Genomic DNA, 22,401 nt, shown 5'->3' with positions numbered 1-22,401 from the left:
TATGGCAGAAGTTGATCATCACATTCGTAAAAGCCTTCGTGCTCGCATCACCGCCGTTATTTTGATGATGGTGCTGCTCATGTTGCTGACGGGCGCGCTGTGTATTTTCTACTTTTTGAAGTTAAGTGATTCAGTCAACCGACAAGCAGAACAAGAACTGCCTTCCCTACAAGTGCTCAATAGTGTCCAGCTAGGCATTACTCGTCTTTCCAATCTCGCAAATGATGTTGCCAACAGCGCATCTCCTGCCTATAGCCGAATTCTCATGTCGCAGGTGAGGGACGAAGTTCGAGAGCTACAAAGCAGCCTACATAAGCTTACTGCTGGCAATGAACAAATTGCTAGATTGACTGAAATTGTGGGTAAGATTGAGCCGAGCGTGACGAGTATGTCTTTGTCTAAGGCGATGTTAGATCAAGTGGACGCAGAGCTACTGGAAAAAATTAAACAAGCCATGAAGCTTACGATTCGCAATCATAACGATGTTTCTAGGGCGGGAGTTGAACTCATTTTAGATGGCATGTTGTTGGATTTAAATGACTTGGTTGGTGTCAGTCATTTGTACCAGCAAAATCAAATTGTTGCGTCCTTAAGAAAGTCCTTAACCCAGCTTGAGAGCATAGCCCCCAGGATACATACAGAGCTTTCAACATTGCTGAGTGCACCAAAAGGTGTATTTGATTTATTGTCGCTCAGAGAGCGACATCGTACGGAAGTCGTGGGGATGAGCACCCAAAATAAGATTCTGCTGGGTAACGTGGTTGATTTTGGTCATCGTGTGTATATGGAAACCGAAGCTAACGTTGCTCAACAAGCCAAAAATCTATCTTTGAATGCCGAAAGTTTTATTGATGGCTTGGTGATCGCATTTGTTGTGCAGTTGTTGATGGCGATTTCATTGTTGGGATATTTACATCGTCAATTGTTCCGTCGTTTGCACGCATTGAAAGAGCTGTTGAGTTTTAAAAGGGAAATAACCGATGAGGACGTCGCGTTTTTTGATGAGCAAAATGAGCTGGGCAGCTTAGTTAAACAGCTGCAGCGTTACATGACAACGATTGCGAAACAAAAAACGCAAATTGAAACAACCAGCCAGCAGCTGCAATCTATTATCAAACACTCGCACATGAAAATCGTGGTATTGCAAGGCGATCAACTCTTGTACTGCAGTGAACCGCTTAAGCAGTTATTTTCGAATCATGCTCTAACGGGTCTAGAAGGATTCCCGGAAAACGTTGCCGCACATATTAGGGAAGTGATTGAGAGCAAATCGCATACTTACGAAGGGGCGTTTTGGGATAGAGAGAGTCAGAGTTGGTATGACATCACTCGGGACTCGATTGTTTGGGAAAAACAGCCCGCGGATCTTATTTGTTTCTCTGACGTCACCGAACATATTAAGGCCGAACAAGAGTTCAAGCGCACCTTGTCAGTGGCCCAAAATGAGGCGCAAACAGACTCGCTGACAGGCCTGTTAAATCGTAAATCGTTTGACAATATTTCGGTCGCATACGCTAACGGCGACGGCGTAGCTAACTTTGCCATACTTCTTTTCGATGTGGATTACTTCAAAGAATATAATGACCAGTTTGGGCACCTGCAGGGCGACAATGTATTGAAAATGATTGCCACGGTAATAAAGCGCAATACGCCCACAACGGGCTTGGCTATTCGCTATGGTGGAGAAGAGTTGCTGGTTTTTATTCCTAATGCTCGAATCGAAGAGGCATTGGATATTGCGCAAACAATCGTTGAAGATGTTTTTAGCCAAGAAGTGCCTCATCCGTCTTCACCACATCAATTTTTAAGTGTAAGTTGTGGTGTCAGTATTCAAGCGCAAACAGAGGACTCTGTGCTGCAAGTATTTGATCAAGCAGATAAAAGTCTTTATAAAGCGAAGAAGAGGGGACGCAACTGCGTTATGGTCTGGTCAGGCCTAGAAACGAGTTTGTTGTGATGTCTACAGTGGCACAATTTGAAAGTGATTTATGGCTAATGTTACGCGTCGTTTAAAGGTTCCTGACTCAGTACGGATACACCGATATCAAAGTCTGCCGGAATTAGCACCTTCGGTACTATTTTTTAGTGGCGGCTCGGCATTGAATAAAATCTCTCGGGAGCTTAAGCGTTACACGCATCATTCCGTTCATTTAGTGACTCCTTTTGATTCTGGAGGTAGCTCAGCAAAGCTACGTCAGGCGTTTAGTATGCCCGCGGTTGGCGATCTTCGTAGTCGTATTATGGCGTTGGCGGACGAAACCGTATTAGGTCAGCCTGATGTCTATGAGCTGTTTCGTTATCGACTTTCACAAGAGGCCACGGCACAGCAATTAGAGCAAGAGCTGGCACAGCTGGCGGATGGCTCTCATCCGCTGATGCAAGCAATTGTGACGCCCATGAAAGCCTTGATTAAGACTCAATTAGCATGTCTTTGTAAGCACTTACCAGAAGGTTTTGATTTACGTGGTGCCAGTGTGGGTAATTTGATTATTGCTGGTGGTTATCTTGGCCACCAACAGCTACTAGATCCAATTATTTTCTTGTTCTCACGGTTAGTTAAAACGTTGGGGCAGGTAACGACCATCGTCGATGAAACGCATCATTTAGGGGTACGTTTGGACTCTGGTGAGGTCATTTTGGGCCAACACCTGATGACAGGCAAAGAGCACCCGCCTCTGCAGCGGCCTATTGCTGAAATCTGGCTGAATCAAGGTCTTGAAGCAGAGTGTCCAATATCAGCCTATTTGGCGGAAGATCGCAGCCAAAGCATTGAGCAGGCGGATTTGATCTGTTATCCACCTGGTAGCTTCTTTACCAGCTTGATGGCAAACCTATTAGTGTCTGGTGTAGCGCAAGCGATTGTGGCGAATCCTAATCCGAAAGTGTACTTGCCTAATTTAGGAACGGACCCAGAGCAATTGGGATGGTCGTTAATCGCTCGCATAGAGTGTATTTTAACGAAACTACTTGGTTCGCCAGAGCTGAATCTACACACGCCAGTGCTTAATTGGGTGTTACTGGATCTGGATTATGACTATGGGGCAATTGATCCCGTTCGCTTAGCGAAATGGGGGATCAGTGTTGTGAGAACCCCCTTAATTAAAGATAAACCTGAACGTTACGATGAGCGTTTGGTGGTAGAAGCTCTGCTCTCTTTCGCCTAGTGGGTTGGATATTTTATAGACTATAAATTCAGCCGCTAAAACGCTACACTTGTGCAAATTTTTAGGAAGCTTGAGTCGTTCAACGCTCATGATTAATAGGCGGTTGTAATTTACATGAGTAAAAAAATTCTCATCTGCGATGACTCTGGAATTGCCAGGAAGCAGCTTGCTCGAGTTCTACCCTCTGAATGGGATGCGGAAGTTGAGTTTGCGACAAATGGCCAAGAGGCATTATCTCATATCCAATCGAAAGCGGTGGATATTCTGTTCCTTGACTTGAATATGCCTGTAATGGACGGCTACCAGACCCTTGAAGCTTTAAAAGACATAGCCAATGCTCCGCAGGTGATCGTCGTTTCTGGCGATGTTCAAGCACGAGCCGTGGAGCGAGTTAAGGCCCTAGGCGCGTTGGATTTTCTAAAGAAACCCGTTGATAAAAGTGTTTTACAGAGCATCATTCAGTCCTTTGGTTTGCTTAGTAGCGGGTCGAATGCAGGATTAGTTGTTCAAGGCAATGCTGCGGATGACTTTGGCCTTAGCCAATGCCTGCAAGAGGTGTCGAACGTTGCTATGGGACGGGCCGCCAGTGTCTTGGCGGACATGCTCAATGTCTTTATTAAGCTGCCTGTACCTAAGGTCAATATCCTAGAAGTAAGTGAGTTGCAGATGGCGCTCAGCTATGGCGCCATGAACTCTGGTCGATGTTCGGCTGTGACGCAAGGTTTTGTCGGGGCTGGGATTGCCATGGAGGCCTTGCTTATTTTCTCGGATTCAAGCTTTCCAGATATGGCGAAACTGCTGAATGTGACCGAGGAGATCGATAACAACCTAGCTATTGAGCTGCAAATGGACATCTCCTCTGTGTTGATTGGTCCGTTTATTAAGGCGTTAGGAGATCAGCTAAACATAGACTTTAGTCACAGCCATCCTGTTGTCTTAGGTCAGCATATGAAAGTTGCGGATCTGATCAACGTAAAACGGGCCCAATGGAAACGCACCCTCGCGGTAGAGATTGTTTACGAAGTAGACAATTACCAAATCAGTTGTGATTTGATGTTGTTATTCACAGAGGACTCTTTGCCAGTGCTGGAGAACCTTTTGTCGTATTTGGTAGAGGATGATTAATATGACGCAGCAAACAGACATGACCGAACTGCATTGGTTGTTCGATATGTTGCAGCATATCGATGCAGGTCTCGTGGTGATTAATGAGAAGTACGAGGTTGAGCTGTGGAATGGTTTTATGGAGAACCATTCGGGCGTCAGTTCGAGCAATGCACGTAATCGTTCATTGTTTGAAATTTTTCCAACCATTAACCAATCTTGGTTGCAGCAAAAGTTAGACAATGCTTTGGCCTTGCGTACGCCGATATATGTTTCTTGGGAGCAGCGCCCGCATATGTTCCCGTTTAAATCCTATCGCTCGGTCACCAGTATTGCTGACACCATGTTCCAGAACGTGGTGATTCGCCCAATTAACAATGCCAATGGCACGGTCAATCATCTGTGTCTAGTGGTGTACGATGTGACCGATGTGGCGGTGAATAAAGCCGCGTTATCGGCTGCCAACCGTAAACTAGATCAAATGAGCAAAACGGATGGCCTTACTGAGCTCAATAATCGCGCCAGTTTGGATCGTGCGATGAAACTGACGTTCGACTCGTTCGCCATGGGTAACAGTGGGCCCCATTGTTTGGTAATGGCCGATATTGATCACTTTAAGCGCGTCAACGATAGCTATGGCCATCCCATTGGCGATATCGTATTACAAGAGATGGCTAAAATCTTGTCATCGGGCTCTCGTCGAGGTGATTTTGTGGGGCGCTACGGTGGTGAAGAATTCGCTGTATTATTGCTTAATACTGATAAAAATGGTGCCCAAGTTTATTGTGAGAAAATTCGGGAGCAAGTGGAGCAACGGGTTTTCAACACCAGTAAAGGGGATATTAAGATCACCGTCAGCTTAGGGTGCAGTGAAATCGGCAAGCAGCATGAGACGATTGAGCAATGGATCGAAAGTGCCGACAGCGCTTTATATCAAGCTAAGCATAATGGCCGAAACCAGACGGTCATTGCAGACTAAGATTTGCAACATTAGCCTATAAAAAAGGGATCTACACACAGTGTAGGTCCCTTTTCGTTGCAAGCGGGCTGGGGCGCGTTATTCCGGCTGTCGTAACTTACTCAGTAAACGCTTTTCTACCGCTGCAATCATCATCGAAGCGATGTCTTCGTTGGTCGCAGTTTCAATGCCTTGTAGGCCTGGCGATGAGTTCACCTCTAATAGCAGTGGACCATGATTGGAACGAATCAAATCCACGCCAGCCACTTTTAGATTCATTGCTTTTGCCGCTTTTATCGCAATGCGTTTTTCTTCAGCTGTAATTTTCACCAGTTCTGCTCGACCGCCTTGGTGAATATTGGCGCGGAACTCACCCGGAGCAGCGACACGCTGAATCGACGCAACCACCTTGCCATCAATTACGAAGCAGCGTAAGTCTTTGCCGCTGGCCTCTTTGATAAACTCTTGCACCAAGATGTTGGCATTTAGGCTCTTGAAAGCGTTAATGACCGATTCAGCTGCCTTTTTAGTTTCAGCCAATACGACGCCTTTACCCTGTGTGCCTTCTAGCAACTTCACGATCAGTGGCGCTCCGCCAACCATGTTGATTAGGTCAGTGGTGTCCAACGGGGAGTTGGCGAAACCGGTTGTTGGAATGGCCAATCCATGTTCTAGCAATAACTGTAATGAGCGTAGTTTGTCACGAGATTGCGCGATTGCAGTGGAGTCGTTCAAACAGAAAATGCCAAGGGACTCGAACTGGCGTAACAAGGTGCAAGCGTAAAAGGTCATGCTCGGACGAATACGAGGAATCACGGCGTCCAAGTCATTTAGAATGCGTCCGCCACGGTAGTGAATTTCAGGCGTGGTCGCATCAAGCTTCATGTAGCAGTGGCGCACGTTTAAGAATTGCATTTCGTGGCCCAAGGCCTCACCTGCTTCAATAATACGGCGGTTGCTGTATAAATCAGGGTTGCTGGCTAGTACGCCAATACGTAAACCGCCTTCGCGGATTTCAGGTGTTTCATAAAGCTTTGCCAGTGTTTCTTGCGGACGATCGCCGTAGATGCAACTGACTTGAGGGTCGACTAATAGGCGACCATTCATGGCTTCGCGGCCTAACAGCATACGGAAGCCCATGCTGTCGCGGTCCGTTAGCGTCAGCTCCACGTCCCACGTACGTTCACCAAGCTGAAGAGGTACACGAATCACATAACGCTTCTCTCGATCACCGCTAGAGCTTTTGATCACACGTTGATCGATCACTTCCGTCTCACAGTAAACCACCACTTTGCGGCTATCTTGAATCGGATGAACTTCGAAGGTTACCCAAAGTTGCCCTGCGCGTTGGAACGATTGAATGTTTACGGCATGCAATGAAGATGTCTTTGCGCCCGAATCCACACGTGCTTTGATCGCGGGGATATTTAGGGATGGGAAGGCACACCACTCGGCGTTACCAATCACTGACTTTTGGTCAAAAAAATCACTCATAATGCGATGATCTCAATAATACTGAATGAGAAAAGGATACTGAACAATGATAGTTCAAGTAAGCGATTTTGCTCGTTTTTATCCTAGCCGTAACAAGCTTGCGTTATAGCCTAAAGCGACTCAATAAGTAAGTAATTTTTGGTATTCGTACAGGATTTTGTGATTTCAATGTTCAGCATGGTGTCAAACTATTGTAATCGAGGCGCGAAGGACTAATATGAGCCCATCGAAGACGAAAATTGGAGCGATAAATGGATGCTCAGCTGATGCGCGAGCTTGAGGAAATAGGCGGAGAAATTCGTCCAAATAGCCTTAGAGAATGCGATGAAATATTCATCGATCAGCCTAGCTACAGTGCCCGTATAGCATTATGGGGCGGGCACTTGGTGAGCTTTGTTCCCACTGGACAAGCTGACTTACTGTTTCAATCGATTAACGAAGGGGCACAATCACGATTTGGCCGACGCCATTTCGGCGTGCCTGTTTGCTGGCCCTGGTTTGGTGCGAATGCTGAGGACGATGATTTGCCTGCCCATGGCTTAGCACGTTACTTCCGTTGGCAATTAGTCGAAGTGGGGCGCTTTAAAAATGGTGATGCAAAAATCGTGATTCGCCTTGCCTCAGAAGATCATCCATTGATCGAAGAGATGTGGCCGCATGCTTTTGAGTTGCGTCAAGTCTTTCGGTTAGGTGAGGGCTTCAGCATAAACTTCTCGGCGGCGAACTTATCCGATAAAGACATGCCTATTTCTGAAGCCTTACATACCTATTTCTATATTGGCGACAATCAGACGGCTCAAGTTCATGGGCTAGATGGTGTGACGTATGTGGATAAGTTTGATGATGCCAAGGAGAAAGTTCAGCAAGGCATTGTCAGCCCTTGTGAAGAATTGGATCGTGTTTATCTGCATGCACCAGAGCGGGTTGAATTGATTGATCCGACACTAGGTCGCAAATTAAGGATTGAATCTGAGGGGGCTCGGTCAAAAGTACTGTGGAATCCCGGTGAAGCGTTGGCGAAATTGCGCACTGATATAGAAGACGACGAGTTCCGTCATTTTGTTTGCATCGAGACCGCTAATGCTTTGTCTAACGCTTACCAAATCCCTGCGGGGGAGATGCATCAGTTACGCTTTACGGTGCAGGTGGAGTCTTTAGAGCAGTCCTAATCGCTGACCAATAATGAGACAGCTCAGCACTGTGAGCAGTGCTGAGCTTCTTTATGGTTACACAGCCTAATCTAAGTCGTATTCCATAATCAGGGGAGCGTGGTCAGAGAAGCGCTGACCTTTGTAAACACTGCCACCTTGAATCACATGCTTAAGACCTGGTGTTGCGATTTGGTAATCCAAGCGGCCACCTTCGTCTAGTTTCCAAGCGCGTTCGTAGTCTGGCCACCATGTGTATTGCTTGTCTTGCTTATTGACCTGACGAAACGCATCTATGTATTCGTGATCGTTAAAGATCTCGTTGATCCATTTACGTTCTTCCGGCAAAAAGCCAGAGTTGCGTTGGTTGACGAACCAGCTACTCACGTCAATCGGCGACCGCGCCACATTGGTGGTACCACAGAAAATAAACTCGCGACGCTTGCGACGGGTTTTGATCAGGTGGTTTTTGAAGCCTTCCATAAAGCGGTATTTATGCTCTTGTAGTGCTTCTTCGTGGTTCGAGCCATGTGGCGTCAAAAATGAACCTATGCTGACTTTTTCAAAATCGGCCTGAATAAAGCGGCCTTCAAAATCGCATTCAGGAAAGCCCATACCTGTCATAATCGCTTTAGGCATGGCTTTACAATAAATCGCTACCCCTGCTTCGTCTGGATTTTCCATCGAATCAAAGAAGTAAGCATTGAACTCCGGAGGGAAGAATACGCTGTCGTTGAGGCTGCGTTCATCTGCTTGCAGATCTTGCAGACACACTACATCAGGGTTTTGGCGCACCATCCACTCAAAGAAGCCGCGTTCAGCAGCTTGTTTTATACCGTTTACATTAAGGCTGATGACCTTCATTTCTGGTCCCTACAATTCCTAGCCGTGTGTTATATTAGCGCCCATCGTTTGTCAGGAAAGCATACTTTGCTGACAAGAGGCAATTTGTTTATAGTTTTTTATCTTTCTGGAGTCGGCATGAAACCTTACCAAAGAGAATTTATCGAGTTCGCCATTGAGCAAAACGTATTGCGCTTCGGCGAGTTCACACTTAAATCGGGTCGTGTGAGCCCTTATTTCTTCAACGCCGGCCTGTTCAATTCAGGTCAAGCGTTGGCTAAGTTAGGCCGCTTTTACGCCGCAGCACTGGTCGAAGCAGGTGTGTCATTCGACGTTCTTTTTGGCCCTGCTTACAAAGGTATTCCATTGGCAACAACGACTGCTGTTGCGTTGTTTGATCATCATGATATTGATACACCGTACGTGTTTAACCGTAAAGAAGCAAAAGATCATGGTGAAGGCGGTACGCTAGTCGGTGCTCCTCTAGAGGGTAACATCATGATCATCGACGACGTGATCACAGCTGGTACTGCGATCCGCGAAGTGATGGAAATCATCAACAATGCGGGCGCGACGCCTGCTGGTGTGTTGATTGCACTAAACCGCCAAGAGCGTGGTCGTGCAGAACTGTCTGCCATTCAGGAAGTTGAACGTGACTTCAACATGCCTGTGGTTAGCATTGTGTCATTGAATGACATCATGGCTTACCTAGCAGAGCAGGACTCACCAGAGTTTGCCCAGCATCTAGCAGCCGTCAAAGCTTACCGCGATCAATACGGTGTTTAATTAATGGTTGGCCGCGCTTAGGCGTGGCCCACCATTAATGTTGGAGCAATGACTTGCCATTGCTCCTGCCAGTTTTGTAATGGCTTGGTTTTATACTCGGTTCTAACGTACTGGCGAATCTTTCCTTCCATCAACGCCAATAAGTAATTTGCGCAAGCCGTTGTACCCATCACTGGACGCAAAGATTGCTTCAAATCTGCCTCGCGTAGGATTTGACGTAGCTGCGTTTCAATACGATCAAACAACTGGGCAATGCGTACGCGCAAACGCTCGGTTTCCCCAGCCAACGCATCCCCTGTTAGTAAACGACACATGCCTGGATTTTGTTCCGCGAAGCTCAGCGTTAAGAACAAAATCATCTCCAAGCGTAAGTTGATATCGCTTTCGTCCTGTATGATGCGATTTATACGCGTAAACAGAGTTTCCTCGATAAATTCGATTAGCCCTTCAAACATTTTCGCCTTGCTTGGGAAGTGGCGGTACAGAGCGGCCTCTGATACGCCCACTTCTTTTGCCAAAGCAGCGGTAGTGATACGAGCCCCTGGGCTACTTTCCAACATCCCTGCAAGGGCTTGTAATATTTCCGTGCGTCGATCGCTTTTTTTTGTACTCATATCAATACGGCCTATCGCTTATTTTTTGATGTTGTATGCGAGTTAAGCGTCTTTGTTCTGGTTTGTGATCAAAGTACCAACACCAGTATCGGTGAAAATCTCTAGCAAGGTTGCATGTGGTACTCGACCATCAACAATCACTGCGCTTGTCACACCAGCATTCACTGCTGATAGCGCACAGCTGATTTTGGGTAGCATGCCGCCGTAGATAGTGCCATCAGCAATCAGGGCATCGACTTGAGCTGTACTTAGGCCTGTTAGTACCTTACCTTGCTTATCTTGTACGCCAGAGATGTTGGTTAACAGCATGAGTTTCTCAGCACCCACCGCCTCTGCCACTTTACCTGCCACCAAGTCCGCATTGATGTTGTAAGAGTTGCCTTCGTCATCCACACCAATCGGAGCGATTACCGGAATGAAGTCACTGTTTTCCAGAACTTTCAGAACGCTTGTGTCAATGCTTGACACTTCACCTACGTGACCGATATCGACTTGTTCAGGTGCACTCATACCTTCTGCTTGGTGTTTAACAAACAGTTTCTTCGCTTTGATGAAATTGCTGTCTTTACCTGTCAGACCGATGGCTTTACCGCCAGCACGGTTAATCAGATTGACGATGTCTTTGTTTACTTGACCACCCAGAACCATCTCCACTACATCCATCGTTGCTGTGTCAGTCACACGCATACCATTGATGAATTTAGATTCGATGCTTAGCTTAGCCAGCATATCGCCGATTTGCGGACCTCCGCCATGAACCACGATAGGGTTGATGCCAATCGCTTTCATCAACACGATATCACGCGCAAACCCTGCTTGAAGCGCTTCGTCTGTCATGGCATTGCCGCCGTATTTAATAACGAGCGTTTTGCCAGCAAAACGCTGGATATAGGGTAGGGACTCGCTCAATACCTGAGCCACATCTAATGCTGATTCGCGTGTATATGCCACGATGGAAACACTCCTATTGTTATTCAAAGAGCTCTTTTGACTAGGTCAAAGAAGAGAGTGAAGAGGGCGCAAAGTTTTGCTCACCAAAGTTTACTTAAGGTATGTAGCAGAATCATTACAGCGAGTGTAAGCGACCACTTATGGTTGAAAATAATAACGTGAACTGCGTCGACTCTCTAGAAAAAAATAATGAAAATTGACGCTAAATTGACCATTTAAGGTGATCTTTATTTACCAAACATAAGATGCATGAGTTGGTTCAAAAAGAGGGGCTAGATAGTTGAACTGGATTCAACTATCTAGCTCTAGAAAAGAGTTACTTCGTACCCGTTGAGCCAAAACCACCGACACCTCGATCACTGGCTTTGAAATCCTCAACGATGTTGAATTCTGCTTGTACCACAGGCAAAAGTACTAACTGAGCAACACGCTCACCGGGCTCGATGGTGAAGCTGGTTTGACCACGGTTCCAGCAAGAGACCATGAGCTCACCTTGATAATCAGAGTCAATCAAGCCAACCAAGTTGCCTAATACGATACCGTGCTTATGACCCAGACCTGAACGCGGCAAAATCGTTGCGGCGAGGTTGGGATCTTCGATATAGATCGCAAGGCCAGTCGGCAGTAGTGTTGTTTGGCCTGGCTCTAGGACTATCGCTTCGTCTAGGCAGGCGCGCAGGTCAAGGCCAGCAGAACCTTCCGTGGCGTAAGCTGGCAGTGGAAGTTCAGTGCCAATCTTTGGGTTTAGGATTTTCAGTTGAATAGGGTGTTTCATTGTTTCACTCATGACTGGGTGGATTGGTATTGAATAATCAGCTCGACCAGCTCTTTGGCTAGGGCGGATTTTGCGCCTTTAGGCGGCGTCCATTGTTGGTCTTTCGACAATACAGTGACTTGGTTGTCATCGTTATTGAAACCAATATCGCTACGCGAGACGTCGTTAGCGATGATTAGATCCAGACCTTTTCGTTCTAATTTGCTTTTCGCGTAAGCGATCACATCTTGTGTTTCAGCGGCAAACCCCACCATGCATTTTGCGGCTTTTTCTTGGCTTAACGTGGCGATCACATCTGGGTTTTTCACTAATGTCAGCTGCATTTCATCGCTGTCGCCAGTTTTCTTCATTTTCTGTGAAGCGACTTCTTTCATACGAAAGTCGGCTACGGCCGCCGCACCGATAAACACATCTGCAGGCTTGCTCATGGCATCACGACAAGCGGCTAGCATATCGCCGGCGCTTTTAATGGCGATGCGTTGTACGCCTTGTGGGGCATCGAGCTGCGTAGGGCCACTCACCAGTGTGACTTTTGCACCACGTGCTTGTGCGGCAGCTGCTAGGGCATAGCCCATCTTTCCAGAGCTATGGTTACTGATGAAACGCACCGGGTCGATGGCTTCCATGGTGGGCCCTGCGGTAATGACCCAGTGCTGGCCGAGCAAGTCTTGTTTGGTTGGTGATAGGGTTTTGGCAATGTGTTCAAAAATGCTTTCTGGCTCTTCCATACGACCTGGCCCCACATCACCACAGGCTTGAATGCCTGAAGCAGGGCCGCACAGTAGCACACCGCGTTTTTCTAGCAGCGTGGCATTATCTTGTGTCGCAGGATGACGCCACATGGCCTGATTCATCGCTGGTGCGAGTAACACATTTGCATCGGTAGCGAGGCAAAGAGTGGTCAGTAAGTCATTGGCCATGCCTTGACTATAACGAGCTATAAAATCAGCAGAAGCGGGCGCTACAACGATTAAATCGGCCCACTTAGCTAGCTCAATATGCCCCATGCCAAGCTCTGCTGTGGGATCGAGTAATGTGCTGCGAACGGGATGCCCAGAAATCGCTTGCAGCGTCATTTCTGTCACGAAAGCTTTGGCGCCCTCTGTTAATACCACCTGAACTTCTGCGCCGGCTTTGGTGAGCAGACGGATCAGCTCAATGGTTTTATAAGCGGCAATACCGCCAGTAATACCCACTAGAATCTGTTTGTTTGCAAGACTGGACATAATTCGCTTCTTATCACAAAGTGGCAGATATTCGCAGAATATGATGAGGCACAGGAAGTGCTTACCTATTCGCGTTTAGAATACGCAAAGAGTACCACAAGGAGGTGAGTATTATGAGTATAAAACAGTGGCCTGAAGCCGAGCGCCCACGAGAAAAATTGATGCAGCAGGGCGCGCACGCGCTCAGTGATGCGGAACTGTTAGCGATTTTCTTACGTACCGGAGTGCAAGGCATAAGCGCGGTGGAGCTGGCACGGCAAGTGTTGCACCAGTTTGGAGGGCTGCGAGCCTTAATGTCAGCTTCTCGCGAAGACTTTTGCCAAGGTTATGGGCTAGGTGAGGCCAAATATACCCAGCTACAAGCCGTTCTCGAAATGTCCAAGCGACACCTGCAAGAGCAACTGACCCGCGATACCGTCTTTAATAGCGCGGAAGCCGTGCGAACCTACTTATCCACTCAGCTACGCCATTCCCAGCGGGAAATCTTTGCAGTGTTGTTTTTAGATTCACAACACCGCTTGATCCGTTACCAAGAACTTTTTATGGGCACCATAGACAGCGCGGCTGTCTATCCAAGAGAAGTGGTAAAAGCTGCCCTGACCCATAACGCCGCCGCAGTAATTCTCGCCCATAATCACCCATCTGGTATTTCAGAGCCAAGCCAAGCGGATATCAATATCACCGAGCGCATCCGCAAAGCGTTAGAGTTAATTGATGTTCGCTTGCTGGATCATTTTATCGTGGGCGATAGCCGGCCCTTGTCGTTGGCGGAGCGGGGGCTAGTATAGAGTTTTAATATCTAGAAAGAATTGTCGGGGTCTCAATGGGAAAGTATTTAAAGGTCATAGATACATCATCAATAGTTAAGCAAAACTACTTTAAGCTTGTGTTTTTCAGAGGAAGACAAGTTAAAGGTAAGGTACCTCTATTTAAGTGGATTTGGTTATGTTTTGTTGAAGTTCTCTTTGGCGAAGAAATTCTAGAATCGCTTGTAACGACATCCTCTTTGAGTGGAAGTCCTGAGGATGAAGATGTTGAGGGCAAGCACGGATATCCTCAGCAATTGAATTTGCATATTCCGGTAGGGCTGTTTACTTCTTTCTTTAGGGGGCAAATTCTTCAGGTTCTTTATTACAAATATTATCTGCAGTATTTGTTTATTGAGCCTTTGGCTGACCCTTTGATAAATGAGGCAGTCGGAGCGATTGATGTATCTAGGGTTCGGTTCAGACTAAGGAAAAGTTTATTGTATCTAGTCATTGCGTTTAGGCGGGTCTATGTACTGATTGCTCTACTTACGAACTTTTCTCTTAACGTTTTGGTATATTTTGTGACGGAGAGCTTTGAAGTCGCTTTCATTTCTGCGCTTTTATTGGAGGTTGCTCGTAGGCTTATAAAGCTATAGATGGCTACCGCTGGCTAACTTGGCTCTAACTTTACGAATATACTGTGGGAGCCACGTGAAAACTTTATTGGGTGTAAATATAGAGTAAGTCATATTTACTGATTAAGGAGTTAGTATTTAAGATTAATGCTTAATTCACAATCAAGTATAAAAGGACTTAATGTGCTCGAATTTAGTTTTAAACTTAATGATGAACCTATGAGCTCTTTAAAGATGGGAAGCGAGAGGTCATTTGATGCATTTTCTGGGCTGGGAAAGCATGTAAATCGTGTTCTATCCACATGTATAGCGAATCATGGACCTATACCTAAGGGTGAATATTATATTTTTGATCGGCAGTCAGGGGGCATGCTCGGACCGCTTAGAGACATTTTTAGTGATAAGGATGAGTGGTTTGCGCTTTATGCTGATGACTCAAGCATTGATGATGAGACTTTCTGTGATGAAGTTAAGCGGGGGCAGTTCAGATTACACCCGAAAGGGCCTTTAGGGGTGAGCCAGGGCTGTATAACAATTAATAGTTATTCTGATTTTCAGATATTACGTGCTCTACTAAAGGGTGTTGAAACCGAAGTAATACCAGAAGTTGGATTGGAGTGTTATGGAAAAATAACGGTATGCTAAAGACACTCTTAGTTACGCTCACTGTTCTTCTTACAATCTTGGGTGCATATATCCTTGGTAACTACTATCGCCAAATCGGATTTGAATATCCCATGTGGTATAGCGAGTTTCTGATGGATACTTTTAAACCAAGCAATGCTGAAGAAGCTTATGATCTGTACATCATTTCCAATGTCATCCTATCTTTCTTCGTTGCTTGCTTTATCTCTGGGGTGATTTGCTTGCTCTGGCGGTGGAAAAGTACACTGAGCAGTGGAAGTTGATCAAATTTTTAACAAATCATTTGCTGTTTACAGGGGACTGTGGGAGAATTCGCGCCGCTATATCCTCGGTACGGGATTTTGTGGCCCCCGCGTTCGCTGTAAAGTGTTCCAGAGTGACCCACGCTCCGCCTGAGGAAGTGCAAACTTCCAATAATCTTCGGATAGCATAAGGTATTTAATTATGTCTCGCGTATGTCAAGTTACTGGGAAGCGTCCTATTACAGGTAACAACGTTTCTCACTCAAAGCGTCACACTAAGCGTCGCTTTCTTCCTAACCTTCACTGGCACCGTTTTTGGGTAGAAAGTGAAAGCCGTTACGTTCGTCTTCGTGTATCTTCTAAAGGTATGCGTATCATCGATAAAAAAGGCATCGATTCAGTTCTGACTGAAATGCGTGCCCGTGGCGAAAAAGTATAAGGAATCTGAATCATGGCTTCTAAAGGCGCTCGCGATCTAATCCGCATGGTATCTTCTGCAGGTACTGGTCACTTCTACACAACTGACAAGAACAAACGTAACACTCCAGACAAACTGGAAATGAAAAAGTTTGATCCAGTTGTTCGTAAGCACGTGATGTACAAAGAAGCGAAAATCAAATAATTTTTGCTTTCTTGTAAACGAAAAAGCCGGCCTAGTGCCGGTTTTTTTGTATCCTAAATTTGCTAACCACGTTGAATTTGAGGAATGTATGCCTGAATTACCAGAGGTTGAAACCACTAAGAACGGCATTGCGCCGCATATTCTAAATCAAACCATCGAACGCATTGATATTCGCCAGCCTAAGTTGCGTTGGCCCATACCCGATGATGTACCGACTAAATTACCGGGGCAGGTGGTTCACAGTGTCACGCGTCGTGGCAAGTATATTGGTGTGCAGACGGATGCTGGAACGCTGATCATTCACTTAGGTATGTCGGGAAGTTTGTATTTTGTTGCTCCCGAAACGCCACCAATGTTCCATGATCACGTGGATATTCATTTTGCAGGGCTTAATAAAGTGCTGCGCTACACCGATCCGCGTCGCTTTGGTGCAATGTTATGGCAAGAGGGAGATTGGCAGACCCATGAATTAATTGCCCATCTCGGCCCTGAACCGCTTACCGATGCTTTTAATATTGATTACCTCTATGAAAAAGCCAAAGGCCGTAAACAGGCGATTAAGCAGTTTATTATGGATAGCAAGATCGTGGTGGGGGTGGGGAATATTTATGCCAATGAAGCATTATTTATGGCAGGTATTCGCCCAACTCATGCGGCAGGGAATATTAGTAAAGCGCGCTTAGCGGTATTTGTGGACTGTATCAAAACTGTATTGGCGGCAGCCATTGCACAAGGTGGTACCACACTTAAAGACTTTGTCAGCGGCGAAGGTAAGCCGGGCTATTTTAAGCAAGAGTTAAAAGTGTATGGTCGTGCTGAGCAGCCATGCGTAACTTGTCAGGCTCCGTTAAAAGAAATTCGCCAAGGTCAGCGCAGCACAGTGTATTGTGCCCATTGCCAAAAGTAATAACTTCCTTACCAAACAGAGCTTTTTGTGAAGTTGATTCAGCAAAATGCTCTGTTTAGGTCTATTTTCTAACTCTGTATCGTATTTCATAAACGCGAATAATGGTGCAAATGTGCAAGCCGCCATTGCGCTCAAACAGTAATCAGTTTATTTTTGACCGATTAGCCAGTTTTATGTCTATTCAGCTGGAATAGTGAAGCATTTGAAGGGGAATTATTGATGAAAGGTGTCTTTCTTGCATCGGCTACTGCGTTAGCCATCGCTGCATCATCTGCGTACGCGGCAGACATTAAACCTGCTGTAGTTTACGATCAAGCAGGTAAATTTGATAAGTCGTTTAACGAAGGTGTGTACAACGGCATCACAAAGTTTACCAAAGATACGGGTATTGAAATTCGTGAGTCTGAGCCTAAAAACGAAGCTCAGGTTGAGCAAAACCTGCGTCGTTTGGCTAAGCGTGGTTATTCACCGATTGTCGCGGTAGGCTTTACCATGATGTCTGCGGTGCAAAAAGTAGCGCAGGACTTCCCAGACATTCAATTTACCATCATTGATGCAGTGATTGACCTACCAAACGTTCAGTCAATTGTATTTAAAGAACATGAAGGCTCGTTCTTGGTGGGGGCGCTTGCGGCCATGGCCTCTAAGACAGATACCGTAGGCTTTGTTGGCGGTATGGACATTCCGCTAATCCGCAAGTTTGGTTGTGGTTACGAGCAAGGCGCGAAGTTCATTACGCCAAACGCAACAGTCATTCAGAACATGACGGGCTCAACGGGTGCGGCATTTAATGATCCAACAAAGGGGTCTGAGCTGGCGAAAAGCCAATTCTCAAAAGGTGCTGATGTGGTCTTTGCTGCAGCGGGTGGTACTGGTATCGGTGTTTACCAAGCGGCAAAAGACGAAGGCAAGTTGGCCATCGGTGTGGATTCAAACCAAAACCATATTCATCCAGGTACCATGCTTACTTCGATGGTGAAACGTGTCGACTCTGCGGCTTATAAAGTCTATGAAGAAGCGAACACTGGTTCTTGGAAGCCAGGCTTAGAAGTTCTTGGTTTGTCAGACGGTGGTGTGGACTGGGCATTGGATGATAATAACAAAGCACTTATTAGTGCCGAAATGAAAGCAAAGATGGACGAAGTGAAAGCGCAGATCATCAATGGTGAGATCAGTGTTCACGATTACATGTCTGATAGCACTTGTAACTATTAATCGCTAAATAAGCAGCTGTTCACTATCTTTGATAGTGAACAGCTGTTTTTTTTGCTTGGAACTTTGCATAGAAAGAAATATGACTCCACGAACACATCCATACTCGATTGAGCTGAAAGGGATTTCAAAACGCTTTGGTACAGTGCAAGCGAATAAGAATATTGACTTGCAGGTCCCTGCGGGCACGATTCACGGCATTATTGGTGAAAACGGCGCAGGCAAATCGACTTTGATGAGCATCATTTACGGCTTTTACGAAGCCGATGCTGGTTCTATCTCTATTGATGGCCAGCTTGTTTCGATTCGAAATTCTCAAGATGCTATCAAGGTCGGCATTGGCATGGTGCACCAACACTTTATGCTAGTGGAAAACTTTTCGGTCTTAGAGAACGTAATACTGGGTGCCGAGGGTGGTGCTGTTCTAAAACAAGGCATGGATGCGGCACGACAAGAGCTGAAACGTCTAGAGCAAGAATACAGTCTTGATATCGATGTGGATGCCATTGTCGAAGATTTACCTGTTGGTCTACAGCAGCGTGTTGAAATTCTAAAGGCATTATACCGCGGCGCTAAAATTTTGATTTTAGATGAGCCAACAGGCGTGTTGACGCCGCAGGAAGCCGATCACCTTTTCCGAATCCTTAAGTCATTAAAGGATCAGGGTGTCACAGTCATTTTAATCACACACAAACTGCGTGAGATTTTAGCGTCCACAGATAATGTTTCTGTAATGCGTCAGGGCGAAATGGTCGCTCACCGTGAAACGGTGAACACCGATAAAGAAGAACTGGCGGAGTTGATGGTTGGTAAAAAAGTGCGCCTTAAAGTGGATAAGAATGAGGCCGAACCACAACAAACGTTATTGTCAGCCAGAGAGTTGTCTTACTTTGATAGCCAGGGTGTTGAGCGTCTGAAAAAGGTGTCTTTTGATTTAAAAGCGGGCGAGATTCTTGGTATAGCAGGGGTCTCAGGTAACGGCCAAAGTGAACTGTTGAATGTGTTGTCAGGTATTACGCCGATGGCTTCAGGTGAAATTCAATTTGCGGGTCAAACCATTACGGCTAATGCGCCAAAAAATGCAGCGCAGATGCGTGATCTGAAAATGGCACATGTGCCTGAAGATCGCCATAAAATGGGTTTGGTGACAGGTTTTGAAGCCTACGAAGCAGCAGTGCTGGGGTATCACGATTCGGAAGCCTATAACGGTAAGGTGCTGATGAAGCGCAAAGCTATGCTAGACGAATGTAATGAGCGTATGGCTGCTTGGGATGTGCGACCACCTAATCCACATTTAAAAACCGCCAATTTTTCCGGCGGTAATCAGCAAAAAATCGTAATTGCCCGGGAAGTGGAGCAAAATCCAGAGGTGCTTTTGATTGGCCAACCCACTCGTGGTGTAGACATTGGCGCCATTGAAAATATTCACGAACAAATCGTGAAACTACGAGATGCCGGTAAGGCAATATTACTGGTATCAGTAGAGTTAGATGAAATTATGGCATTGAGTGATCGAATTATTGTGATGTTTGATGGGGCTGTCGTCGGTGAAGTCGCGGCAAGTGAAGCGGACGAACGTACGCTGGGTCTAATGATGGCCAATGCGTGGAATGAGGGACGAGGAGTGCAGGTATGAGTCAAGCTAAAGTCCCTGCATGGGTCAGTGTCGGTTTAATCCCTCTAATGAATATTTTGCTTGCTTTTTTTGTGTCTGGACTGGTGTTCCTGGCTATCGGTGAAGACCCTATCGAAGCAGCGGGGTACTTAATTTATGGTGCTTTTGGTTACGATGAAGGTATTGGATATACCCTTTATTACGCTACCAATTTGATTTTTACCGGTCTTGCGGTATCGATTGCTTTTAAAGCAGGTTTATTCAATATCGGTGGTGAAGGTCAGGCTTATATTGGTGGTCTTGGTGTCGGTTTATTGTGCTTATGGTTCGACAGTTCATTGCCTCTATTGGTCATAGCGCCGTTGGCGATTATTGGCGGTGCGCTATTTGGTGCTGCATGGGCTTATATTCCAGCTTATCTTCAGGCCCGTCGTGGTAGCCATATTGTGATCACGACCATTATGTTTAATTTCATCGCTTCTTCGTTAATGGTTTACCTGATGGTGAACTGGCTTAAAGAAGAGGGAGTGATGTCGCCCATTAGTCGTACCTTTGAAGAGAGCGCTTGGTTGCCTTATATGCACGATGTCTTTGCGCCGTTTGGCTTGGATATTGGCGATTCGCCTCTAAATCTCGCGTTTGTCCTGGCTTTATTCTGCTGTGTGTTTTACTGGGCATTGGTTTGGCATACTCGTTGGGGTTATCAACTGCGTACAGTGGGTACAAACCCAACAGCCGCACAATACGCAGGTATAGATAATGCCAAAGTGACCATTTGGGTGATGCTGATCTCGGGGGGCTTTGCAGGATTAGTGGGTGTCAACGAGATTATGGGGGTGAACCATAACTTATTGCTGAACTTCACTGCTGGTTATGGTTTTGCGGGTATCGCTGTGGCTCTGATGGGACGAAATCATCCAATAGGCATTATTTTAGCTGCGATTTTGTTTGGCGCACTGTATCAAGGTGGTGCTGAACTGGCTTTCGAGATCCCAACCATTACCCCTGAAATCGTGGTGGTGATTCAAGGTCTTGTGATTCTATTTTCTGGTGCGTTAGAGAATATGTTTAAAGGCAAAATTGAAGGTTTGTTTTTACGTCGAGCGGTAGCATAGGAGCGCGGTATGTTTGAGACATTAATACTGATTCTTGATGCGACGCTTCGCGTATCGACCCCTTTAATACTAGCCGCTCTTGCCGGCTTGTTTTCCGAGCGTTCCGGTATTGTTGATATCGGTCTTGAAGGTAAAATGCTTGCAGGCGCGTTTGCCGCCGCTGCTGCTGCCGCGGTATTTGGTTCCGCTTGGATTGGACTATTGTTTGCAATCGCTGCATCGGTAAGCTTGGCGCTGATTCATGGTTTCGCTTGTATTACTCATCGCGGGGATCACATTGTTTCGGGCGTGGCGATCAATACGATTGTAGCTGGCTTGACCATCACCCTTGGTTTGGATTGGTTTGATCAAGGGGGGCAAACACCATCGCTTACAGGTGATGCGCGTTTTACACCGATTGTGTTTCCTTTGGCTGACCAGTTGGCCGATGTTCCTGTGATTGGTTTGATCTATTCTGAGTTACTAAGTGGTCACAATATATTGGTGTACTTAGCATTTGCTATGGTGCCCTTGACTTACTGGGTGGTTTTTAAAACACGCTTTGGCTTGCGTCTTCGTGCAGTAGGTGAGAATCCTCATGCTGTAGATACAGCGGGTATTTCAGTAGCACTGATACGCTACCGTGCGGTGATTATTTGTGGTGTATTGTGTGGTATCGCGGGAGCTTATTTATCTACTGCGCATAATGCGGGTTTCCTAAAAGATATGAGTGCCGGTAAAGGTTATATGGCGCTGGCTGCGCTGATCTTTGGTAAGTGGCGTCCAGTACCGGTTTTGTTTGCCTGCTTGCTATTTGGTTTTCTTGATGCCGTGGCGGTTCGCCTACAAGGGGTCTCGCTACCAGGTATTGGTGAAGTACCGGTTCAAGCGATCGAGGTATTACCTTATGTGTTGACTGTGCTCTTGCTAGCTGGCTTTATTGGTAAGGCTGTAGGACCAAAGGCGATTGGCAAGCCGTATGTGAAAGAGCGTGCTTAAAGCGCATTTCTGGACAGCTCAATAAAAAGAGAAGCTTCGGCTTCTCTTTTTGTTTTTAGAGCTCTTCAAGCTCAGTGGTTAGATCCCTTCTATGTATCAGCTTCTAGTGTCTACTATCTGTTAAGGGATCTACCCCTTTCAAAAGGGTTGGGGGTCTAGCAATCTTTATGAGGCCTATTTTGCTAAGTGTTGTATATTAATTGATCGTATTCTACTTGATTTTGATCGATAAATAATCAGTTTTGTGGTTTTATCGTAAGAATCGCAACTTTTTTAAAATTATTTAAAAAAGTGCTTGCGCTGAAAATTCTGATGCGTATTATACGCACCCACTGACACGGACAACGCTTCACAACAACGAAGCACAGCGCGTCAGACGCTCTTTAAAATAGATAATCAGATAATTTGTGTGGGCGCTTGCTGGAGACTTCTCAAAAACTTTGAAGTCTTAAACAAGTGACCATGTCAATTCGCTTTACGTTCTTTGATCTTCGGGTTGAAGAATATAGTAAAAGTCAGACGTGATTCATGAGTTTGAGCAAACTTTTTAAACTGAAGAGTTTGATCATGGCTCAGATTGAACGCTGGCGGCAGGCTTAACACATGCAAGTCGAGCGG

General features: G+C 46.0%; 22 protein-coding genes, 1 rRNA gene and 1 pseudogene. 17 read left to right on the top strand and 7 right to left on the bottom strand.

Annotated elements, in window-relative coordinates:
• The first annotated feature begins 1 nt into the window (after position 1).
• The 4 genes from ASC49_RS14710 (at position 2) to ASC49_RS14695 (ending at position 5,247) form a co-directional block, all read left to right on the top strand.
• Complete coding sequence (locus tag ASC49_RS14710; RefSeq protein WP_055464012.1) at positions 2-1,957, top strand: GGDEF domain-containing protein; 1,956 nt, start codon at positions 2-4, stop codon at positions 1,955-1,957.
• 31 nt (positions 1,958-1,988) lie between these two features.
• Positions 1,989-3,164, top strand: a complete 1,176-nt coding sequence (locus tag ASC49_RS14705; RefSeq protein ID WP_055464011.1) for a GAK system CofD-like protein — start codon at positions 1,989-1,991, stop codon at positions 3,162-3,164.
• Positions 3,165-3,278: 114 nt separating this feature from the next.
• Complete coding sequence (locus tag ASC49_RS14700; RefSeq protein ID WP_055464010.1) at positions 3,279-4,289, top strand: response regulator; 1,011 nt, start codon at positions 3,279-3,281, stop codon at positions 4,287-4,289.
• Between the two features lies 1 nt (position 4,290).
• Positions 4,291-5,247 carry a GGDEF domain-containing protein gene (locus ASC49_RS14695; RefSeq protein ID WP_072242130.1) on the top strand — a complete coding sequence of 319 codons (957 nt, stop codon included), beginning with the start codon at positions 4,291-4,293 and terminating at the stop codon, positions 5,245-5,247.
• Positions 5,248-5,325: 78 nt separating this feature from the next.
• Here ASC49_RS14695 and rimK read toward each other — a convergent pair whose 3' ends face one another.
• Both rimK and ASC49_RS20080 read right to left on the bottom strand, forming a co-directional pair.
• A complete protein-coding gene (rimK, locus tag ASC49_RS14690) occupies positions 5,326-6,240 on the bottom strand; it encodes a 30S ribosomal protein S6--L-glutamate ligase (RefSeq protein ID WP_245624739.1) in 915 nt (304 codons plus the stop codon).
• 66 nt (positions 6,241-6,306) lie between these two features.
• Positions 6,307-6,720, bottom strand: a pseudogene (locus ASC49_RS20080) (ATP-dependent zinc protease family protein); the annotation flags it as partial.
• A 251-nt stretch (positions 6,721-6,971) separates the two neighbouring features.
• On the opposite strand from ASC49_RS20080, the gene ASC49_RS14685 reads away from it, so the two are divergent.
• A complete protein-coding gene (locus tag ASC49_RS14685; protein ID WP_055464007.1) occupies positions 6,972-7,889 on the top strand; it encodes a D-hexose-6-phosphate mutarotase in 918 nt (305 codons plus the stop codon).
• 66 nt (positions 7,890-7,955) lie between these two features.
• On the opposite strand, the gene ASC49_RS14680 is transcribed toward ASC49_RS14685, so the two are convergent.
• Positions 7,956-8,732 carry an exodeoxyribonuclease III gene (locus ASC49_RS14680; protein WP_055464006.1) on the bottom strand — a complete coding sequence of 259 codons (777 nt, stop codon included), beginning with the start codon at positions 8,730-8,732 and terminating at the stop codon, positions 7,956-7,958.
• A gap of 117 nt (positions 8,733-8,849) precedes the next feature.
• Here ASC49_RS14680 and pyrE point away from each other — a divergent pair, with 117 nt between their 5' ends.
• Positions 8,850-9,497 (top strand): orotate phosphoribosyltransferase, encoded by a 648-nt coding sequence (gene pyrE, locus ASC49_RS14675; protein WP_055464005.1) that lies wholly within the window; start codon positions 8,850-8,852, stop codon positions 9,495-9,497.
• A gap of 17 nt (positions 9,498-9,514) precedes the next feature.
• Here pyrE and slmA read toward each other — a convergent pair whose 3' ends face one another.
• From slmA to coaBC, 4 genes are all read right to left on the bottom strand, one after another.
• Positions 9,515-10,111 carry a nucleoid occlusion factor SlmA gene (gene slmA, locus ASC49_RS14670; RefSeq protein WP_055464004.1) on the bottom strand — a complete coding sequence of 199 codons (597 nt, stop codon included), beginning with the start codon at positions 10,109-10,111 and terminating at the stop codon, positions 9,515-9,517.
• Between the two features lie 42 nt (positions 10,112-10,153).
• Positions 10,154-11,062 (bottom strand): acetylglutamate kinase, encoded by a 909-nt coding sequence (gene argB, locus ASC49_RS14665; RefSeq protein ID WP_055464003.1) that lies wholly within the window; start codon positions 11,060-11,062, stop codon positions 10,154-10,156.
• 316 nt (positions 11,063-11,378) lie between these two features.
• Positions 11,379-11,837: a dUTP diphosphatase gene (gene dut, locus ASC49_RS14660; RefSeq protein WP_055464002.1), complete on the bottom strand. Its 459-nt coding sequence runs from the start codon at positions 11,835-11,837 to the stop codon at positions 11,379-11,381.
• Between the two features lie 8 nt (positions 11,838-11,845).
• Positions 11,846-13,063, bottom strand: coding sequence for a bifunctional phosphopantothenoylcysteine decarboxylase/phosphopantothenate--cysteine ligase CoaBC (coaBC, locus tag ASC49_RS14655; RefSeq protein ID WP_055464001.1), 1,218 nt, complete (start codon positions 13,061-13,063; stop codon positions 11,846-11,848).
• Between the two features lie 113 nt (positions 13,064-13,176).
• On the opposite strand from coaBC, the gene radC reads away from it, so the two are divergent.
• From radC to ASC49_RS14595, 11 genes are all read left to right on the top strand, one after another.
• On the top strand, positions 13,177-13,851 hold the full coding sequence (radC, locus tag ASC49_RS14650; RefSeq protein ID WP_055464000.1) for a RadC family protein: 675 nt from the start codon (positions 13,177-13,179) through the stop codon (positions 13,849-13,851).
• A gap of 35 nt (positions 13,852-13,886) precedes the next feature.
• Positions 13,887-14,468, top strand: a complete 582-nt coding sequence (locus ASC49_RS14645) for a hypothetical protein (protein ID WP_055463999.1) — start codon at positions 13,887-13,889, stop codon at positions 14,466-14,468.
• Between the two features lie 162 nt (positions 14,469-14,630).
• Positions 14,631-15,092, top strand: coding sequence for a DUF2778 domain-containing protein (locus ASC49_RS14640; RefSeq protein WP_055464098.1), 462 nt, complete (start codon positions 14,631-14,633; stop codon positions 15,090-15,092).
• Between the two features lie 444 nt (positions 15,093-15,536).
• Positions 15,537-15,773, top strand: coding sequence for a 50S ribosomal protein L28 (gene rpmB / locus ASC49_RS14630; RefSeq protein ID WP_055463997.1), 237 nt, complete (start codon positions 15,537-15,539; stop codon positions 15,771-15,773).
• A gap of 12 nt (positions 15,774-15,785) precedes the next feature.
• On the top strand, positions 15,786-15,956 hold the full coding sequence (gene rpmG, locus ASC49_RS14625; protein WP_011978459.1) for a 50S ribosomal protein L33: 171 nt from the start codon (positions 15,786-15,788) through the stop codon (positions 15,954-15,956).
• A gap of 88 nt (positions 15,957-16,044) precedes the next feature.
• A complete protein-coding gene (mutM, locus tag ASC49_RS14620; RefSeq protein WP_055463996.1) occupies positions 16,045-16,863 on the top strand; it encodes a bifunctional DNA-formamidopyrimidine glycosylase/DNA-(apurinic or apyrimidinic site) lyase in 819 nt (272 codons plus the stop codon).
• A gap of 219 nt (positions 16,864-17,082) precedes the next feature.
• The gene (locus tag ASC49_RS14615) at positions 17,083-18,078 is read left to right on the top strand and encodes a BMP family lipoprotein (protein WP_141656860.1); all 996 of its coding nucleotides are present in this window, start codon (positions 17,083-17,085) and stop codon (positions 18,076-18,078) included.
• Between the two features lie 79 nt (positions 18,079-18,157).
• Positions 18,158-19,711 carry an ABC transporter ATP-binding protein gene (locus tag ASC49_RS14610; RefSeq protein ID WP_055463994.1) on the top strand — a complete coding sequence of 518 codons (1,554 nt, stop codon included), beginning with the start codon at positions 18,158-18,160 and terminating at the stop codon, positions 19,709-19,711.
• Positions 19,708-20,805 carry an ABC transporter permease gene (locus ASC49_RS14605; protein ID WP_055463993.1) on the top strand — a complete coding sequence of 366 codons (1,098 nt, stop codon included), beginning with the start codon at positions 19,708-19,710 and terminating at the stop codon, positions 20,803-20,805. Before ASC49_RS14610 ends, ASC49_RS14605 begins: the two co-directional genes overlap by 4 nt.
• A 9-nt stretch (positions 20,806-20,814) precedes the next feature.
• Positions 20,815-21,783: an ABC transporter permease gene (locus ASC49_RS14600; RefSeq protein WP_055463992.1), complete on the top strand. Its 969-nt coding sequence runs from the start codon at positions 20,815-20,817 to the stop codon at positions 21,781-21,783.
• Between the two features lie 549 nt (positions 21,784-22,332).
• Positions 22,333-22,401, top strand: a 16S ribosomal RNA gene (locus ASC49_RS14595); the annotation flags it as partial.

The sequence above is a fragment of the Marinomonas fungiae genome (assembly GCF_001418205.1).
GTDB classification, from domain to species: domain Bacteria; phylum Pseudomonadota; class Gammaproteobacteria; order Pseudomonadales; family Marinomonadaceae; genus Marinomonas; species Marinomonas fungiae.
This window is presented reverse-complemented; position numbering and strand designations above follow the sequence as displayed.

Excerpts from the sequence above, each read along its gene's own strand:
- ASC49_RS14605 (WP_055463993.1), top strand. The coding sequence starts at position 19,708 with ATGAGTCAAGCTAAAGTCCCTGCATGGGTCAGTGTCGGTTTAATCCCT.
- pyrE (WP_055464005.1), top strand. The coding sequence starts at position 8,850 with ATGAAACCTTACCAAAGAGAATTTATCGAGTTCGCCATTGAGCAAAAC.
- ASC49_RS14700 (WP_055464010.1), top strand. The coding sequence starts at position 3,279 with ATGAGTAAAAAAATTCTCATCTGCGATGACTCTGGAATTGCCAGGAAG.
- dut (WP_055464002.1), bottom strand. The coding sequence starts at position 11,837 with ATGAAACACCCTATTCAACTGAAAATCCTAAACCCAAAGATTGGCACT.
- ASC49_RS14710 (WP_055464012.1), top strand. The coding sequence starts at position 2 with ATGGCAGAAGTTGATCATCACATTCGTAAAAGCCTTCGTGCTCGCATC.
- ASC49_RS14685 (WP_055464007.1), top strand. The coding sequence starts at position 6,972 with ATGGATGCTCAGCTGATGCGCGAGCTTGAGGAAATAGGCGGAGAAATT.
- ASC49_RS14610 (WP_055463994.1), top strand. The coding sequence starts at position 18,158 with ATGACTCCACGAACACATCCATACTCGATTGAGCTGAAAGGGATTTCA.
- coaBC (WP_055464001.1), bottom strand. The coding sequence starts at position 13,063 with ATGTCCAGTCTTGCAAACAAACAGATTCTAGTGGGTATTACTGGCGGT.
- rpmG (WP_011978459.1), top strand. The coding sequence starts at position 15,786 with ATGGCTTCTAAAGGCGCTCGCGATCTAATCCGCATGGTATCTTCTGCA.
- mutM (WP_055463996.1), top strand. The coding sequence starts at position 16,045 with ATGCCTGAATTACCAGAGGTTGAAACCACTAAGAACGGCATTGCGCCG.
- ASC49_RS14705 (WP_055464011.1), top strand. The coding sequence starts at position 1,989 with ATGGCTAATGTTACGCGTCGTTTAAAGGTTCCTGACTCAGTACGGATA.
- ASC49_RS14695 (WP_072242130.1), top strand. The coding sequence starts at position 4,291 with ATGACGCAGCAAACAGACATGACCGAACTGCATTGGTTGTTCGATATG.
- ASC49_RS14645 (WP_055463999.1), top strand. The coding sequence starts at position 13,887 with ATGGGAAAGTATTTAAAGGTCATAGATACATCATCAATAGTTAAGCAA.
- radC (WP_055464000.1), top strand. The coding sequence starts at position 13,177 with ATGAGTATAAAACAGTGGCCTGAAGCCGAGCGCCCACGAGAAAAATTG.
- ASC49_RS14615 (WP_141656860.1), top strand. The coding sequence starts at position 17,083 with ATGAAAGGTGTCTTTCTTGCATCGGCTACTGCGTTAGCCATCGCTGCA.
- rpmB (WP_055463997.1), top strand. The coding sequence starts at position 15,537 with ATGTCTCGCGTATGTCAAGTTACTGGGAAGCGTCCTATTACAGGTAAC.
- slmA (WP_055464004.1), bottom strand. The coding sequence starts at position 10,111 with ATGAGTACAAAAAAAAGCGATCGACGCACGGAAATATTACAAGCCCTT.
- ASC49_RS14600 (WP_055463992.1), top strand. The coding sequence starts at position 20,815 with ATGTTTGAGACATTAATACTGATTCTTGATGCGACGCTTCGCGTATCG.
- ASC49_RS14680 (WP_055464006.1), bottom strand. The coding sequence starts at position 8,732 with ATGAAGGTCATCAGCCTTAATGTAAACGGTATAAAACAAGCTGCTGAA.